The organism is Aeromicrobium flavum (assembly GCF_007992115.1).
GTDB lineage: Bacteria > Actinomycetota > Actinomycetes > Propionibacteriales > Nocardioidaceae > Aeromicrobium > Aeromicrobium flavum.
Map to the genome: position 1 here is coordinate 153,826 of NZ_BJZQ01000003.1, position 16,094 is coordinate 169,919.

Sequence of the window (16,094 nt, forward strand, 5' to 3'; positions counted from 1 at the left end):
CGGATGACGCGGGTCGACGAGTTCGACGCCTTCTACTCCTCCACGCAGCGCGTGACCCTCGTCACGACGTACGCCAAGTGCGGTGATCGCGACATCGCGCGCGACGCGACGATCGAGGCCTACCGTCACGCGTGGCGCCAGTGGGCACGCGTGTCCGCGGCCGACCCGGCCGCCTTCGCCCGCGCCGAGGCGTGGAAGGGCACCGCCCTCAGCCGCGGCACCCACCTGTGGCGCAAGCGGCGCCCGCACACCACCGACCAGGCCCTGCTCGACCAGCTCACCGACCTCGAGCAGGCGTCGCGCCGGTTGATCAGCCTCATGACGATCGCCGACGTCGACCTCGACGAGGCCGCCCACGAGGTGGGCGTCGACGACGAGGCCGCGCTCGAGCTGGCCTCTCGCGGGTTCGCCCGCATCGAGGAGGGCCTCGGCGCCTCGATCGACGAGGTCGTCGAGCGCATGCGCGCCCTGGCGATCGTCACGGCCGGCCTCGATCTGCCCACCGCCGCCGAGGTGCGCCGCTCGGCCACCCGCGGGGCCCGGCGCAACACGGTCATGGCCGTGGCCAGCGCGCTCGCGGTCACCCTCATCGGTGGCGCGTTCGTCGCCCAGGGCGACGCGATGGCCCGCCAGTCCGCCCTGCCCGACCGCGAGAAGATCGGCGCGGAGTCGCGCGACATCGTGCTCGACTCGCACAACATCGGCACCGACGACCTGCTGTCGCCCGGCGAGGTCGCCAGCCTGAGGCCCGACGTGAAGTGGGCGGTCGACGGCACCGACACCGGCGCCTCCAACACGACCCCGTACGCCACGTGTCCGACAACGCGCTTCGGCGACCCCGACCCGCTCAAGGTGTTCGTCCGCGCATTCTCCAACTCGCGCAAGGGTCGCGTCGCGCAGTCCATCGAGGTCTCGCGCTCGCAGCAGGCCTCCGAGGCCGCGTTCGGCCGCCTCGTGTCGTTCTACGCCGGGTGCCAGCACCCGCGCACCCGCCTCGTCGACGCCTACCGCGTCGAGCGGCCGTTCGGCGACTTCCAGATCCTGCGCCTGCAGTCGTACCGCTCGCCGGCGCGCTTCATCACGGTGGGACTGGCGCAGTCGGGTGCCCTGACCAGCGCGCTCGTGCACGAGTCGCCGGGCACCAAGCGCACGGACGTCCGCCAGTTCGCCCGGGTCCTGAACGAGTCCATCAGCCGCGTGTGCGCCGACTCCGGTGGCGACTGCTCGACCCGGTTCACGGTGTCGCGGGCCCTGCCGCCGGCGGCCGCCCAGTTCCCGCAGTTCCTCGGCGTCGTCGACCTCCCGCCGGTCAAGACGATCGACAGTGTCTGGAGCGCCAGTGCCCCGATCCCCACGGCCGACCAGAACCCGACCGCCACGCTGTGCGACGACGCGACGTTCACCGGCAAGACCGTCGTGTCGGCGCAGTCGCGCGTCTTCGCGATCCCCGAGGCGCGGGTCCTGCCCGCGCAGTTCGCGCTGACCCAGACCGCGGCCACCATGAGCAGCCCGAAGGCGGCGAAGAAGTTCTACGACGACGTCGTCCGCCGCGTCGAGGACTGCCCCGACAGCAAGCTGCCGGCCGCCGTCGACGAGGACGAGAAGGTCTCGGGCCCCGGCTTCCGCGGCCGGACGTGGCGGATCGGCCTCGAGATCGGCAAGGACCAGGTCGTGTACTACCGGATGGGCATCGTCCGGCGCGGCGCGCACCTCACCCAGGTGCTCTTCCCGCCCGCGGGCAAGTACGCCCTCTCCGGCGACGACTTCCGCGGCGTCCTCAGCCGCGCCGGCGAGCGCCTCGCCTACGCCCCGCAGTGACACCCCACCGAACGACGAAGCCCCCGCGACCGTGAGGTCGCGGGGGCTTCGTGCTGACGGGTGTCAGAGGCTCTGCAGGATCTCGCGCATCAGGGCGGCGGTCTCGGACGGCGTCTTGCCGACCTTGACCCCGGCGGCCTCGAGGGCCTCCTTCTTCGCCTGGGCCGTGCCCGAGGAGCCCGAGACGATGGCGCCGGCGTGGCCCATCGTCTTGCCCTCGGGGGCCGTGAAGCCCGCCACGTAGCCGACGACCGGCTTGGTGACGTGGGCCTTGATGTACTCGGCCGCCCGCTCCTCGGCGTCGCCGCCGATCTCGCCGATCATGACGATCGCCTTGGTGTCGGGGTCGTTCTCGAACGCCTCGAGGGCGTCGATGTGCGTCGTGCCGACGATCGGGTCGCCGCCGATGCCGATGGCGGTGGTGAAGCCGAAGTCACGCAGCTCGAACATCATCTGGTACGTCAGCGTGCCCGACTTGGACACGAGGCCGACCGGGCCGGCACCGGCGATCGTCGCCGGCGTGATGCCGGCGAGCGCCTGACCGGGGCTGATGATGCCCGGGCAGTTCGGGCCGATGATGCGGGTCTTCTTGCCCTGGGCGTACGCCCAGAACTCGGCCGAGTCCTGGACCGGCACGCCCTCGGTGATGATCACCAGCAGGCCGATCTCGGCGTCGATGGCCTCGATGACGGCGTCCTTGGTGAAGGCCGGCGGGACGAAGGCGACCGACACGTCGGCGCCCGTCTTCTCGATGGCCTCGGCGACGCTGCCGAAGACCGGCAGCTCGACGTCGTTGCCGTCGGCGTCGACGTGCGTGACCGTGGTACCGGCCTTGCGCGCGTTGACACCGCCGACGACGTTCGTGCCGGACTTGAGCATCAGGGCGGTGTGCTTGGTGCCCTCGCCGCCGGTGATGCCCTGGACGATGACCTTGGAGTCGGAGTTCAGATAGATCGACATGTTCGTCCCTTATGCGTTCGCGAGCTCGGCGGCCTTGTCGGCGGCACCATCCATGGTGTCGACGAGGGTGACCAGCGGGTGGTTGAGTTCGTTGAGGATCGCGCGACCTTCTTCGACCTTGTTGCCGTCGAGGCGCACGACCAGCGGCTTGGAGGCCTCGTCGCCGAGGATCTCCAGGGCGCCCTTGATGCCGTTCGCGACCGCGTCACACGAGGTGATGCCGCCGAAGACGTTGACGAACACGCTCTTGACCTGCGAGTCGTTCAGGATCACGTCGAGGCCGTCGGCCATGACCTGGGCCGAGGCTCCGCCGCCGATGTCGAGGAAGTTGGCCGGCTGGACGCCGCCGTGCGCCTCGCCGGCGTACGCGACCACGTCGAGCGTGCTCATGACCAGCCCGGCGCCGTTGCCGATGATGCCGACCGCGCCGTCGAGCTTGACGTAGTTCAGGCCCTTCGACTTGGCCTTGACCTCGAGCGGGTCGGTGGCGTCGTTGTCCACGAACTGCTCGTGGTCGGGGTGACGGAACTCGGCGTTCTCGTCGAGCGAGACCTTGCCGTCGAGGGCCTCCAGCTTGTCGCCCTCGAGGCGAGCCAGCGGGTTGACCTCGACCAAGGTGGCGTCTTCTTCGACGAAGACCTTCCACAGGGCCTGGATCATCTCGACGGCCTGCTCGGCCAGCTCGGCCGGGAACTTCGCGTCGGCGACGATCTCACGGGCCTTGGCCTCGTCGACGCCGGTGCCGGCATCGATCGGGATCTGGCGCACGGCCTCGGGGTTGGTCTTCGCGACCTCCTCGATCTCGACACCGCCCTCGACGCTCGCGATGCACAGGTAGCTGCGGTTGGCGCGATCGAGCAGGAACGAGAAGTAGTACTCCTCGACCGGGGGCGTGGCCGGCGTGACGAGCACGCGGTTGACGGTGAGGCCCTTGATCTCCATGCCGAGGATGTTCGAGGCGTGCTCGAAGGCCTCATCGGCGGTCTTGGCGATCTTGACGCCTCCGGCCTTGCCGCGGCCTCCGGCCTTGACCTGCGCCTTGATGACGGTCACGCCGCCGATCTGCTCGGCGGCGGCCTTGGCCTCCTCGGCCGTGGTGACCACGGTGCCGAGGGTGGTCGCGACGTTGTGCTTGGCGAAGAGCTCCTTCGCCTGATATTCCATCAGATCCACGGTGACGTCCTTAATGGTGGGATTCGCTGTGGTTCGGCGGGCGCCGTGGACGCGACGTCGCCGAAGCGCTCGCGACTCTACCGGGCGCGAACAGCGCTCTGAGGCGTGGGTTGTGTAAACGTGAGTTGAAACACCGTCCCGTCATCTGGACGTGCGGGTTCGACTTTCCTCTGTTATCCGTGCCCTAACCCCGATTCACTTCTCTGAAGGGTTGGAATCGCGGACCCCGGTTCCCCTAGACTCGGCGAGTCCGTTTGCCTGACCCCCCGGAGGCTCACCCGTATGGCCGAAGTCGATCGCTCCCGAGCGAGCGGTCGGTCGACCCCGGACGCCACTGGCACCGGCCGCGTCGGCTCGCGCCGAGCCGTGCGCCCCGTCGAGACCGACCAGGACGCCACCGTCACCATCAGTGCGGTCGTCCCCGACGCCATGTCGCAGACCTACGCGGTCGGCCGTCGAGCCAAGCGCCCCACCCCCGTGGCGGGCACCCGTCGCGCCGCTGCCGTCGCCGCCACCGTTCCTCGGGTCGCCCCGGCCGTCTCGCTGCCCGAGCCGCCCGCCGCCGACGACACCATCACCTTCCCCGCCGTGGGCGCGCTGCCCGAGGGCCGCATCCCCGGCACCCGCCGCGCCGCCCGTCGTGCGGCCGCCGCCTCCAGCCGCACCCGCCTGCTGGCCGGTGCCGCCGCCGTCGCGATCGCCGCGGTCGGCTCGCTCAGCGTCACGTCGCCCGGCCTGCTCGCCGGCGCCGACGCCGCGCTGGCCAAGAGCTACGTGGGCGCCAACGCCACCAACGCGGTCGACGTCTCGCGCAACTACGACCGCGAGCTCGCGGTCCAGAAGCCGCTGCAGGCCCAGCAGATCGCCAAGGCCAACGCCGAGAAGAAGGTCCAGGCGCGCCAGAACGAGATCATCCGCAACCAGTGGGTCATCCCGGTGGTCGGCTACCGCATCACGGCCCGCTTCGGCCAGGGCGGCGGCTACTGGAGCAGCGGCCGCCACACCGGCCTCGACTTCGCCGGTCCCTCGGGCTCGACCCTCGTGGCCGTCGCCGCGGGCACCGTGACCTCCACCGGCTACGAGGGCGCCTACGGCAACCGCACGATCATCACCCTCGATGACGGCACCGAGATCTGGTACTGCCACCAGAGCGCGATCCAGGTCGAGGTCGGCAAGAAGGTCGCCCCCGGTGACGTCATCGGCGCCACCGGCTCCACCGGCAACGTCACGGGCCCGCACCTGCACTTCGAGGTCCACCCCGGCGGCGGAGCAGCCGTCGACCCGGCCGCCGTGCTCCAGTCGCACGGCGTCAACCCCTGACCTCGGACACCTCACAGCACGCCGCCACCCGGTCGCTGGGGGGCGGCGTTGCTCGTCAGAGCTTCTCGAGCGGCGCGTAGCGCAGCAGCAGTCGCTTGACCCCCGCCGAACCGAAGTCGACGCTGGCCACGGAGTTCTGCCCGGTGCCCTCGACGGTGACGACCGTGCCCAGCCCGAAGCTGTCGTGCGTGACGCGGTCGCCGGGCGTCAGCGACACCACCTCGGCGTTCGACTTCTTCCTGGAGCGTGCCGCCACCGTGGACGACCGGAACGACGCCGCGGGCGTGCGGGGGGTCCACTCGGTCGGGGCGCTCGCCTCGCGCTTCCAGTCGATGAGCGTCGCGGGGATCTCGTCGAGGAAGCGCGACGCCGGGTTGTACGACGGTGCGCCCCACGCCGAACGCACCGTGGCGCGGGTGAGGTAGAGCCGCTCCCGGGCACGGGTGATGCCGACGTAGGCCAGGCGGCGCTCCTCCTGCAGCTCGGCGGGGTCGCCGAGCGACCGCAGGTGCGGGAAGACCCCGTCCTCGAGTCCGGTGAGGAACACGACCGGGAATTCGAGGCCCTTGGCGGTGTGCAGGGTCATCAGCGTGACGACGCCGTCCTCGGCGTCGGGCAGCGAGTCGGCGTCGGCGACGAGCGCGACCCGCTCGAGGAACGCGTCGAGCGACCCGGCGGCCAGCAGCACGTCGGGATCGGGCTCCTCGCCCTCCTCGAGCGTGGCCGCCGACGCGACGAACTCGCGGGCGACCGCCACCAGCTCGGCGAGGTTCTCGACGCGGGTCTCGTCCTGCGGGTCGGTGCTGTTCTCCAGGACGGTCAGGTAGCCCGAGCGGGTCAGCGCGGCCTCGAGCACGGCGTCGGCCGGGGCCCCGGAGGCGGCCAGCTCCATCAGCTCGGCCATCGTCGTGGCGAACGTCGAGATCGCGGTGCGCGACCGGGTGGCCAGCTCGTCGATCTCGTCGACGCGGGTCATCGCCTCCCAGAAGCTCACGTCGTGGCGGCTCGCGAAGCGCTCGAGGGCGCCCTCGGCACGGTCGCCGATGCGGCGCTTGGGCTCGTTGAGCACACGACGCATCGAGACGGCGTCGCGCGGGTTGACCAGCACGCGCAGGTAGGCCAGGGCGTCCTTGACCTCCTTGCGCTCGTAGAAGCGGACGCCGCCGACGACCCGGTACGGCAGGCCGACGCGGATGAACACCTCCTCGAACACGCGGCTCTGGGCGTTGGTGCGGTAGAAGACCGCCACGTCGCGCGCGGCCGCGATGCCCTGGTCGGAGAGGCGGTCGATCTCGTCGGCGATGTACTGCGCCTCATCGCGCTCGTCGTCGCCGACGTACCCGACCAGCAGCTCGCCGTCGCCCTCGGCCGACCAGAGCTTCTTGTCCTGGCGGCCCGGGTTGCGGGCGATGACGCCGTTGGCGGCGGCGAGGATGTTCTGGGTGGAGCGGTAGTTCTGCTCCAGCAGCACCGTGGTGGCGTCGGGGAAGTCGTCCTCGAACTCGAGGATGTTGCGGATCGTGGCGCCGCGGAAGGCGTAGATCGACTGGTCGGAGTCGCCCACGACCATGAGGTCGGAGTCCTGGTCGCACAGCTCCTTGATCAGCGTGTACTGCGCGTGGTTGGTGTCCTGGTACTCGTCGACCAGCACGTGGCGGAAGCGCCGGCGGTAGGTCTCGCGCACCTCGGGCCAGGCCTGCATCAGGTGCACGGTGTTCATGATGAGGTCGTCGAAGTCCATGGCGTTGGCCGCGCGCAGCCGGCGCTGGTACTCGGCGTAGCACTGGGCGTACGTCTCGTCGGTGCCGTTGGTGGCGCGGCGCCCCGCCTCCTCGTGGTCGACCAGCTCGTTCTTGTGGTTGGACACCCAGTTCAGGACGGCGCGCGGGTTGACCTTCTTCGGGTCGTGGCCGAGGTCCTTGCACACGAGCGTCATGAGGCGGCGCGAGTCGGCGGCGTCGTAGATGCTGAACGACGAGGTGTAGCTGAACTTCTCGGCCTCGCGCCGCAGGATGCGCACGCACGCGGAGTGGAACGTGGAGACCCACATCATCCGTGCACGACCGCCGACGAGCTCGGCGACACGCTCGCGCATCTCGGCCGCGGCCTTGTTGGTGAAGGTGATCGCGAGGATCGACCCCGGGTGGGCGCCGCGGGCGGCGATGAGCCAGGCGATGCGGCGGGTCAGCACGCGGGTCTTGCCCGAGCCGGCGCCCGCCACGACCAGCAGCGGGCCGCCGGTGTGGGACACCGCGGTGCGCTGGGCGTCGTTGAGGCCTTCGAGCAGCTCGTCGGACCGTGCGGTGCGGCGCTTCGCCGGAGTCGCGTCGGGGTCGCCGGGACCGGGACGGGTGGGGCGGGCGGAAGGCACGGGGAAAGGCAGGGTCATCGCAGGATCCAGCGTAGTCGCGAGGCCCGACAGGCCTGCGAGGAGAGGCCGGGGCCCGGCTCAGGGCGTGGTCGTCGCTACGGTGACCTCATGCATCGCGTCCGTGGGGCTCGCCTGACCGCAGGCGGGTTCGTGCTGGCGATGCTGCTCACCGTGCTGCTCGTGCGGGTCGACCCGGCGTCGGAGCTGCCGGGCCTGACCCAGGCCGCCCCCCGCGAGATCCCGGTGGCCGTCGTCGGGCCCGAGCCGGACGCCACGACCCTGCGCGACGCGCTCAACGGGCCGGCCGTCGGGTCGCTCGCGGCGCGACTCAGCCCGTCGCGGCAGGCGGCGTCGTCGAGCCTGCGCGACCGCGGCGTGAGCGCGGTCCTGGTGATGGGCGACGGCGGGCGCCACACGCTCTGGGTGGCCAGCGCCGGGGGACGGGCGGAGTCCGAGAGGGTCCAGGAGGTGGTCCGGGAGCTGCTGGCGGTCAGCGGCCAGGAGATCCGCGTGGTCGACCGGATTGCCGTGAGTGCCCGCGACCCGCAGGGCGTCGGCCCGTTCCGTCTGGGCACGGCCTGGGCACTGCTCGGGGTCGCGTTCGCCGCGCTGCTGGGGTTCGTGTTCGGGGCCCGCTCGGCCGGGCCCGGCCTCGTGGTCGTGCGGTTCGGCGTCCTGACGGCGGGCGCGGCGGTCGCCGGCGTCGGGGGAGCGCTGCTCAGCGACGTGGTCATCGACCGCTTCGACGCGCCCTTCTGGGCCCTGGCCGGGCTGGGCGCCCTCGTCGTGGTCGGCGTCGGGTCCGTCACCCTCGCCCTGATCGCGTGGTTCGGACGGCTCGGACTGGCCCTGGCCGTCCTCGGCCTGGTCCTCGGGGTGCCCGGGGCGATCGGGGCCTGGCCGCTGACCCCGATGCCGGTGGTGTGGCCGACCCTGCTGGCCTGGCTCCCGCCGGGTGCGGCCACCTGGGGCATCCGCGGGCTGGCGTCCTTCGACGGCGCGGGTGCCGACCGGGTCGTGCTGATGATGATGCTGTGGACGATGCTCGGGCTCGCGGCCACCACCGTCGCGGCCACCGAGGCCGACCCCCGGTCCGGCCTGCGGCACCTCCACCCCTCGCTGCGACGCCGTCCCGTCGTCGCCACGGTCGGCGCGATCGTCCTGGCCGGCGTCCTCGTCGTCACCCCGGCCGTCCCGGCGTTCACCGTCTCGGTGCCCGAGCCCGCGGTGACGGTGACCTGCCGGCCCGGGCCCCAGCCCCGGAGCGTGGACGAGCTCAACCAGAGGATCGAGACCGTCAGCGACTTCGCGGGCTTCGTCGGTGGCGACGTCGGCGCCAGCACGGCGCTGGCCGACGGCCGCCGGCTGTTCGTCTTCGGCGACACCATCCGCCGGCCCGACTACGCCAGCCGAACGATGGTGCGCAACTCGATGCTCGTGCTCAGCCCCGGCTGCACGGGCCTGGTGCAGCGACGCAACAAGGGCGCGCTCATACCCGACCGTGCCGACGGGGTGGGCTACTGGCCGATGTCGATCGCGGCGGTCGAGCTGGGGCACGACCTCGTCGGGGTGATGACGCAACGCGTCGAGCAGACCGGCGACGACCTGTTCGACTTCCGCAACCTCGGGCCCTCCGTCGCGATCTTCCGGGTCGAGGCCGGACGCGCGCCCGTCCTGCAGCGCGTCGTCGACCTCGGCCGGGACGACGACGACCCCGCCCGGCCCGTGTGGGGCTCGGCGGCGGCGGTGGTGGGCGACTCGGTCTACCTCTACGGCACCAGCCGCACCGCCGGCGAGGGGTTCGGCCGCGCGGTCTCGGTCGCGCGGGCGAAGCTCACCGACATCACCGACCAGACTGCGTGGCGGTACTGGGACGGCGTGCGGTGGCAGCGCGACGCCGGGCGAGCCGCCACGGTCATCGACCAGGCCGAGGGCGTCTCCCAGACCTTCTCGGTGTTCCGCGAGGGCGACAGCTGGTACGCGCTGAGCAAGCAGTCGGACTTCGTGGGCACCGACCTCGTGGTGTGGGAGTCGCCCTCGCCGACGGGCCCGTTCACCGCGGCCCCGCCGGTGGCGCAGATCCCGTCGACCGGCTCCGAGCTGCGGTACATGCCCCTGGCGCACCCCGACCTGTTCCCCGAGCCGGGGACGATGGTCGTGTCGGTCAGCCGGAACACGACCGACGGCGACGTCCAGTCCGACCCGAGCCTCTACCGACCGGAGTTCCTGCGGGTCGAGTTGCCCTGATCGCGGTCCTCACGTGGTCGGGAGGCGGTCCCGCAGGGCGTACCGTGAGGCATCGGGACCTCTCAGGTCCCCCATCAAGGGAATCCTCATGGCCGACGCGGCCGCTCCATCGCCCCGGCGAGCTGACCCCCCTCTTTCCCTCGGCGTCCTGGCGCACTCGCGCAAGGAGAACGAGCACCGGCTGCCGATCCACCCGCGGCACCTCGCCGACCTGGATCCCGCGCTGCGCGGCTCGATCCACCTGGAGCACGGCTACGGGGAGCGGTTCGGGGTCACCGACGCCGACCTGCTGCCGTTCGTGGCGCGCATCGCCTCGCGGGCCGAGCTGATCGCCGACTGCGACGTCATCCTGCTGCCCAAGGTGCAGGCCGAGGACCTCGAGGAGATGCGCGAGGGACAGACCGTCTGGGGTTGGCCGCACTGCGTGCAGGACCCGGTGCTGACCCAGGTGGCCATCGACCGCCGGCTCACCCTGATCGCCTTCGAGGCGATGAACCACTGGACGGCGGACGGCCGCTTCGCGCTGCACGTCTTCCACATGAACAACGAGCTCGCGGGCTACTGCTCGGTGCTGCACGCACTCGAGCTCGCCGGCCGGACCGGGGCCTACGGACGCCGGCTCACCGCCACCGTCATCGGCTTCGGTGCCACCGCCCGCGGTGCGGTGACGGCCCTCAACGCCCACGGCGTGACCGAGGTGAACGTGCTGACGAACCGCGACGTCGCGGCCGTCGGGTCGCCTATCCCCGGCACGTGGATCGTCCAGCTCGAGCACGACGAGGCGACGGGCACGATGTGGGCCCAGGCGCCGGACGGGCGGGTGTCGGTGGCGGAGTTCCTCGCCGACAGCGACATCGTCGTGAACTGTGTCCTGCAGGACCCCGAGGCGCCGTTGATGTTCCTCGACGAGACCGACCTGAAGGCGTTCCCGGCCGACAGCATCATCGTCGACGTGTCGTGCGACGAGGGCATGGGCTTCAGTTGGGCCCGGCCGACGACGTTCGACGATCCGTCGTTCCTCGTGGGCGCGAGCAACCTGCTCTACTACGCCGTCGACCACAGCCCGTCGCTGCTGTGGGACTCGGCGTCGTGGGAGATCAGCTCGGCGCTGCTGCCGCACCTGGAGGTCGTCCTCGGCGGCCCCGCAGCCTGGGACGGCACGTCCGTCGTCTCCCGCGCGATCGAGATCCGCGACGGCGAGGTCGTCAACCCGGCGGTCCTGTCGTTCCAGCACCGCGCGGACGCCTACCCGCACCCGGTGCTGCCGGTCGCCTGACGCGCACCCGGCGCGCGCCCATCTCCACTTTTGGTCGCGGATCCACCTCGATCGTGCTCGCGAACGTGCATCCGAGACCAAAAGTGGAGGAGGGGACGGAGCGGAGAGGGCGGAGCGGAGCGAGGGGAGCCGCGCCGCGCTAGATCAGCCGGCGGTCGTTGGCCCAGCGGGTGAGCTCGTGGCGGCTCGACAGCTGCAGCTTGCGCAGGACGCTGGAGACGTGCGTCTCGACGGTCTTGACGGAGATGAACAGCTCCTTCGCGACCTCCTTGTACGCGTAGCCGCGCGCGATGAGCCGCATGACCTCGCGCTCGCGCTCGGTCAGCCGGTCGAGGTCCTCGTCGACCTGGGCGACCTCGATCGTGCCGGCGAACGCGTCGAGCACGAAGCCGGCCAACCGCGGGCTGAACACGGCGTCGCCGCCGGCGACCCGGTCGATCGCGTCGAGCAGCTCGGCGGCGGAGATGTTCTTGGTGACGTAGCCGCGCGCCCCGGAGCGGATGACGCCGATGACGTCCTCGGCGGCGTCGCTGACGGACAGCGCGAGGAAGGTCGTGCCGGCGCTCGTGCGGCGGATGACCTCGGGCCCGCCGCCACCGGGCAGGTGCACGTCGAGCAGCACGACGTCCGGACGCAGCGCGGCGACGGCAGCGACGGCGGTGTCGACGTCCTCCGCCTCGCCCACCACCGCCACGCGACCGCTGTCGAGCCGCTCGAGCTCGGCCCGCACGCCGGTGCGGAACATCGCGTGGTCGTCGACGATCAGGACGGACAGGACGCTCGGGGCGCTCATGGGGTCTCCTTCTGGGCCGGCGGCACGGGCATGGTCAACGCGACCTCCGTGCCCTCGCCGGGCGTGCTGCGGATGCGGGCGGTGCCGCCGTGGCGCTCGGCTCGACCGATGATCGAGCCGCGGACGCCCAGCCGGTCGTCGGGGACGGTGGCGGCATCGAAGCCGCTGCCGCGGTCGCGGACGAAGACCTCGAGGCGGTCGCCGTCGGCGGTGGCCACCCGCTCGGCGTACACGTCGACGCGCTCGGCCCCGGAGTGCTTGGAGGCATTGACGACGGCCTCGCCCGTGGCGGCGAGCAGCGCGCGGACCGCGTCGTCGAGGACGGCGTCGCCGACCGTGACGACCTCGACGGGCACCCGGTGGTTGGTCTCCACCTCACCGGCGAGCTCACGGATCCCGGCCGCGAACGTGGTGGCCTCGCCCTGCCGCCCGTACAGCCACTCCCGCAGCTCGCGCTCCTGCCGGCGGGCCAGGGTGGCGACGGCGGCGGGGTCGGAGGCGTTCTTCTGCAGCAGGGCCAGGGTCTGCAGGACGGAGTCGTGCAGGTGGGCGGCGACGTCGGCGCGCTCCTGCGACCGGATGCGCTCGCGCCGCTCCTCGCCGAGGTCGGTCCAGAGCCCGAGGATCCACGGGCCCAGGATCAGGCTGATGCCGACGATCGCGATCGCGAGCGCGGCGCCGAAGTCGACCGCGGCCGACCAGCCCCGGTTCACCGTCAGCACGTAGACGGCCCCCAGGCCGATCAGGACGACCCCCACCAGGAGGCGCACGACGTAGGCCAGCCCCTCGGTCTGACGAAGCCACGAGTTCCAGGTCGCGTCGTCGAACAGCCGCCAGACGACCGCGATCCCGGTGACCACGAGCAGCGACGGCAGCACCCAGCCCTGCAGCCAGCCGTCGGCCATGGTCATGAGCGCCAGGACGCCGACGCCGATCGCGAGCATCGCGGCGCTCTGGACGACGTCACGTCGGGCCGGGCCGCGCGTGCCGCCACGCAGTCCGCGACGGCTGGCCGAGGCCAGCCCGGGGGGGTCCTGGGGTGCCTGCAGCGGCAGGAACCACCACAGCAGCAGGTAGGCGAGCAGGCCGGTGCCGTGCACGAAGGTGGCGATGACGAAGCCGACGCGGACCCACACCACGGGGAGACCCAGGTGCTCGGCGAGGCCGGCGCTGACGCCGGCCACGACGCGCGCGTCGGCCGGTCGGTGCGCGCGGCGGAACCCGTCGGCCGAGCGCCGGGAGGGCCCCGCGGCGTCGGGTGCGGCGGTCGTCATGGCCCCAGCCTCACACGCGAGCACGCGCGGACGCCATCAGGTGCGACCCCGGTCCGTCCACGACGGGTCTCGGGGGAACACCAGGGGTTCACCCGATGGTGGCCACCCCCGCCGGACGGGCAGGCTGGTGCCATGACCACTCCGACGCCCGGATCGCAGCTCGACGCCATGCGACGCACCACCGGCGACAAGCTCCTGGGCGGCGTCTCCGGCGGCATCGCGCGGTCCCTCGACATCGACCCCGTCATCGTGCGGATCGGCTTCGTCGTCCTGACCGTCGCCGGGTTCGCCGGCCCGATCCTCTACCTGGCCTGCTGGCTGCTCATCCCCGCCGAGGGTTCCGATCGCAGCGTGCTGAGCGAGACCTTCGACGTCCGGTCCGACTCCCAACTGCGGACGATCGGACTGATCGTCGCCGGTGTGATCGCGCTGGCCGCGATCCTCGGCGACACGGCCTGGGGTGTCGGCGGCTGGTTCTGGTGGCCGATGTGGGTGCTGGCGTGGCTGGCGGTTCCGTTCCTGGGCCTGTACTGGCTGCTCGTCGTGCGGCCGCGCAAGGCGGCGCTCCGGCGCTCCACGCCTCCGCCCCCCTACCAACCGCCCCACCGGCCGCCGTTCCCATCGTCCCCGGCACCCGCGCCCTTCGCGGCCACCCCGGCCCACGACGCCGACACCACGGCGACCCCAGGAGACACCGACATGACCGAGACCCTCGCCCACCCCGAGCCGACCACCGTGCTCGACGAGCCCGGGTCGCCGGCGCCGCCACCGCGGCCGCCCGCCTCGGCGGTCCTGCCGCCGCGACCGCGACGCGAGCCCTGGTCGCCGGCCCTGCTGCTCGTCACGCTCTCGGCGATCCTGGTGGCGATGGGAGCCCTGGCGCTCTGGTCCGTCACCCAGGAGCCGCTCGACGCCGCCGTCTACCCCGCGGTCGCCCTCGGCATCGTCGCGGCGGGACTGCTCGTCGGCACGCGGGTCGGTCACCCCGGGGCCCTCGTCCCCGTCGGCCTGCTGCTCGTGCCGGTCCTGGTCCTGGCCTCGTTCGTGCCCAACCTCGAGGCCGGCGACCTGGACCTGCGGCCCACCTCGGCCGCGGCGATCGCGAAGCCGATCGAGCAGGGCTTCGGCGAGGTGAAGGTCGACCTCACGTCCGTCCGCGACCCCGAGGCCCTCACCGGTCGTACGCTGGAGATCAGCAACGGCCTCGGCCAGACCACGGTCATCGTGCCCGACGGGCTCGACGTCCACGTCGACGCGTCGCTGTCCCTCGGCGGCCGCATCGAGGTCTTCGGCGAGGTGGCCGACGGCAACGACCCAGCGATCGAACAGCCCTCCGACGCCCCCGGGGCCTATCGCATCGTCATCACCGGCACGGCGGGCGAGATCTCGGTGGTCCGCGCATGAACACCCATCCCGTCCGCTGGGACGCGCTCGTCTTCGGCGTCCTGTTCGCCCTCGTCGTGGCGGCATGGGCGGCTCTCTTCCACGGATGGGTGACGGTCGAGAACCTCGTCGTCGCCGGTCCCGTGGCCCTCATCGTCGCCGGAATCGCCGGCATCGCCCTCACCCTCAGGAGCAGCAACTCATGACCTCACCCACCCCCAGCCCCAAGCGGCTGACCCGCAGCAGGAACGACAAGTGGCTCGCCGGCGTCTGCGGCGGCCTGGCCGAGTACTCCGGTGTCGACGTGAACATCATCCGCATCGTCACCGTCGCGCTGGTGCTCCTCGGCCTCGGGACGACCCTGCTGGTCTACCTGGCGGCCTGGCTGCTGATGCCGCAGGAGGACGTCACGTACCCGACGTACCCGACGTATCCGCCGGCCGGCCCGACCGATGGGCCGTCCGCGCAGCCACCGCCGTCCGTGTGAAGTCCGAGAACACCCCGTCGACCCCGGCGGCGTAGAAGGCCAGCAGCTCGGCCGTCGCGTCGCCGGGGGCGGCCTTGTCCTCGCTGGTGCGCAACTGGCGGGGCAGGAAGTTGTTCTCGTTGCGCATCGTCCAGATGTGGACGAAGAGGCCGACCTCGTGCGCGTCCCGGACGAGGCCGGTCTCGCCGAGCAGGTGCTGCTTCGTGTCGCGCGCGATCACGAGGCTCTTGTTCGGACCGATGCCCTGGGCGTACTCGGCGATCTTCGCCAGCTCCCGCGGGGTCGTGAGCGCGGCGTAGTCGCGGGGGTCGTACGTGGCGACCAGGTCGTAGGGGCCGCCCATCCGCTCCATCAGCTGCACGAGCGGCAGCGGGGTGCGGTCGCGCAGGGCCTTGAGATTCGACGTCTCCATCGACTGGATCGTCACCTTCGCGCCCTCGCGGTTGAGGCCGCGTCGCTCCAGCACCTCGATCAGGCGATCGTTCAGGTCCAGGCCGAGGCCCCGGAAGTACGTCGGGTGCTTCGTCTCGACGTAGACGCCGATCGGCTCCGCGTCCGGGCCGCGGCGGGCGTTCTCGGCGTCGGCGATGTCGATGACCTCGTCGAGGGTGAGCAGCGGCTCGGTGTCATTGAGCGGCAGGTTCTGCGGGCGCAGCCGCGGCAGTCGCTCGCGCGTGCGGAGGGTCTTGATCTCCTCGAGCGTGAAGTCCTCGGTGAACCAGCCCGTCAGCGGCAGCCCGTCGATGAACTTCGTCGTGCGCAGGTGGGCGAACTCCGGCCGGTCGGCCACGTCGGTGGTGCCGCCGATCTCGTTCTCGTGGCGGACCACGAGCACCCCGTCCTTCGTGGCGACGACGTCGGGCTCGATGTAGTCGGCCCCCTCCTCGATCCCCAGCAGGTACGAGGGGCGGGTGTGCTCGAGTCGTGATCCGGGCACGCCGCGGTGCGCGATGACGACGGGCTCGGCCACGAGCGATGCGGTCACCGGCTCA

The 16,094-nt window shown here is 71.9% G+C and carries 13 protein-coding genes; 7 read left to right on the forward strand and 6 right to left on the reverse strand.

The window, feature by feature from the left end:
- The first annotated feature begins 3 nt into the window (after positions 1–3).
- Positions 4–1,818, forward strand: coding sequence for a SigE family RNA polymerase sigma factor (locus AFL01nite_RS05230; protein WP_146826139.1), 1,815 nt, complete (start codon positions 4–6; stop codon positions 1,816–1,818).
- A 63-nt stretch (positions 1,819–1,881) separates the two neighbouring features.
- Here the strand turns inward: AFL01nite_RS05230 and sucD are convergent, their stop codons facing one another.
- Together sucD and sucC are read right to left on the reverse strand one after the other, a co-directional pair.
- The gene (gene sucD / locus AFL01nite_RS05235; protein ID WP_146826141.1) at positions 1,882–2,778 is read right to left on the reverse strand and encodes a succinate--CoA ligase subunit alpha; all 897 of its coding nucleotides are present in this window, start codon (positions 2,776–2,778) and stop codon (positions 1,882–1,884) included.
- 9 nt (positions 2,779–2,787) lie between these two features.
- Positions 2,788–3,951, reverse strand: a complete 1,164-nt coding sequence (gene sucC / locus AFL01nite_RS05240; RefSeq protein ID WP_146826143.1) for an ADP-forming succinate--CoA ligase subunit beta — start codon at positions 3,949–3,951, stop codon at positions 2,788–2,790.
- 282 nt (positions 3,952–4,233) lie between these two features.
- Between sucC and AFL01nite_RS15450 the strand changes: the two genes are divergently transcribed.
- Positions 4,234–5,271, forward strand: coding sequence for a M23 family metallopeptidase (locus AFL01nite_RS15450; protein ID WP_222593396.1), 1,038 nt, complete (start codon positions 4,234–4,236; stop codon positions 5,269–5,271).
- 55 nt (positions 5,272–5,326) lie between these two features.
- Here AFL01nite_RS15450 and pcrA read toward each other — a convergent pair whose 3' ends face one another.
- Positions 5,327–7,660: a DNA helicase PcrA gene (gene pcrA / locus AFL01nite_RS05250; RefSeq protein ID WP_146826145.1), complete on the reverse strand. Its 2,334-nt coding sequence runs from the start codon at positions 7,658–7,660 to the stop codon at positions 5,327–5,329.
- Between the two features lie 90 nt (positions 7,661–7,750).
- Between pcrA and AFL01nite_RS05255 the strand changes: the two genes are divergently transcribed.
- Both AFL01nite_RS05255 and AFL01nite_RS05260 read left to right on the forward strand, forming a co-directional pair.
- Positions 7,751–9,889, forward strand: coding sequence for a DUF5005 domain-containing protein (locus AFL01nite_RS05255; protein ID WP_146826147.1), 2,139 nt, complete (start codon positions 7,751–7,753; stop codon positions 9,887–9,889).
- 88 nt (positions 9,890–9,977) lie between these two features.
- Positions 9,978–11,165 carry a N(5)-(carboxyethyl)ornithine synthase gene (locus tag AFL01nite_RS05260; RefSeq protein ID WP_146826149.1) on the forward strand — a complete coding sequence of 396 codons (1,188 nt, stop codon included), beginning with the start codon at positions 9,978–9,980 and terminating at the stop codon, positions 11,163–11,165.
- A 139-nt stretch (positions 11,166–11,304) separates the two neighbouring features.
- On the opposite strand, the gene AFL01nite_RS05265 is transcribed toward AFL01nite_RS05260, so the two are convergent.
- Both AFL01nite_RS05265 and AFL01nite_RS05270 read right to left on the reverse strand, forming a co-directional pair.
- Positions 11,305–11,958: a LuxR C-terminal-related transcriptional regulator gene (locus AFL01nite_RS05265; protein WP_146826151.1), complete on the reverse strand. Its 654-nt coding sequence runs from the start codon at positions 11,956–11,958 to the stop codon at positions 11,305–11,307.
- Positions 11,955–13,232 (reverse strand): ATP-binding protein, encoded by a 1,278-nt coding sequence (locus AFL01nite_RS05270; RefSeq protein WP_146826153.1) that lies wholly within the window; start codon positions 13,230–13,232, stop codon positions 11,955–11,957. The genes AFL01nite_RS05265 and AFL01nite_RS05270 overlap by 4 nt, the downstream gene beginning before the upstream one ends.
- Before the next feature lie 132 nt (positions 13,233–13,364).
- Here AFL01nite_RS05270 and AFL01nite_RS05275 point away from each other — a divergent pair, with 132 nt between their 5' ends.
- The 3 genes from AFL01nite_RS05275 to AFL01nite_RS05285 are packed head-to-tail and all read left to right on the forward strand — an operon-like array spanning position 13,365 to position 15,102.
- Positions 13,365–14,636, forward strand: a complete 1,272-nt coding sequence (locus AFL01nite_RS05275) for a PspC domain-containing protein (RefSeq protein WP_146826155.1) — start codon at positions 13,365–13,367, stop codon at positions 14,634–14,636.
- Positions 14,633–14,821 carry a hypothetical protein gene (locus AFL01nite_RS05280; RefSeq protein ID WP_146826156.1) on the forward strand — a complete coding sequence of 63 codons (189 nt, stop codon included), beginning with the start codon at positions 14,633–14,635 and terminating at the stop codon, positions 14,819–14,821. Before AFL01nite_RS05275 ends, AFL01nite_RS05280 begins: the two co-directional genes overlap by 4 nt.
- Positions 14,818–15,102, forward strand: a complete 285-nt coding sequence (locus tag AFL01nite_RS05285) for a PspC domain-containing protein (protein ID WP_146826158.1) — start codon at positions 14,818–14,820, stop codon at positions 15,100–15,102. Before AFL01nite_RS05280 ends, AFL01nite_RS05285 begins: the two co-directional genes overlap by 4 nt.
- Here the strand turns inward: AFL01nite_RS05285 and AFL01nite_RS05290 are convergent.
- Positions 15,023–16,087 carry a glycerophosphodiester phosphodiesterase family protein gene (locus AFL01nite_RS05290; protein ID WP_246119593.1) on the reverse strand — a complete coding sequence of 355 codons (1,065 nt, stop codon included), beginning with the start codon at positions 16,085–16,087 and terminating at the stop codon, positions 15,023–15,025. The two genes, AFL01nite_RS05285 and AFL01nite_RS05290, sit on opposite strands and share 80 nt — an antisense overlap.
- Between the last annotated feature and the right edge of the window lie 7 nt (positions 16,088–16,094).